Raw genomic sequence first — 406 nt, 5'->3', positions numbered from 1 at the left:
ACAAAACTGGATTATTGGTCCTGTTCTGATGTTTGCTTTGGCTGTTATATTCTTACCGGATAAGCCAGAGTATATGGTGGGCTTAATTATGATAGGTTTAGCTCGTTGTATTGCGATGGTTATTGTTTGGAATGACTTAGCAAAAGGTGATACGGAGTATGCGGCAGGATTAGTTGCTTTTAACTCTGTATTCCAAATGTTATTTTTCTCAGTATACGCTTATGTGTTTGTAACAGTCATTCCAGAATGGCTAGGTATTGAAGGAGCTGTTGTAGATATAACAATGGCTGAGGTTGCAAAATCAGTCTTTATTTACTTAGGAATTCCGTTTATTGCAGGAATGTTAACACGTTTTATCTTTGTAAAAACAAAAGGCCGAGAGTGGTATGAAAAAGTCCTTATACCA

1 protein-coding gene is annotated in these 406 nt (G+C 36.7%); it reads left to right on the top strand.

From position 1 onward, the window contains the following. Positions 1-406 (top strand): arsenic resistance protein (locus tag K5S59_RS30070; RefSeq protein WP_369009905.1); only part of this gene is annotated, 406 nt, incomplete at both ends.

It is taken from the genome of Bacillus sp. BML-BC051 (assembly GCF_019656175.1).
In the GTDB taxonomy this organism is placed as follows: Bacteria; Bacillota; Bacilli; order Bacillales; family Bacillaceae_G; genus Bacillus_A; species Bacillus_A mobilis.
Note: the sequence above shows the minus strand (reverse complement) of the source record. Positions and strands in the feature narration are given on the sequence as shown.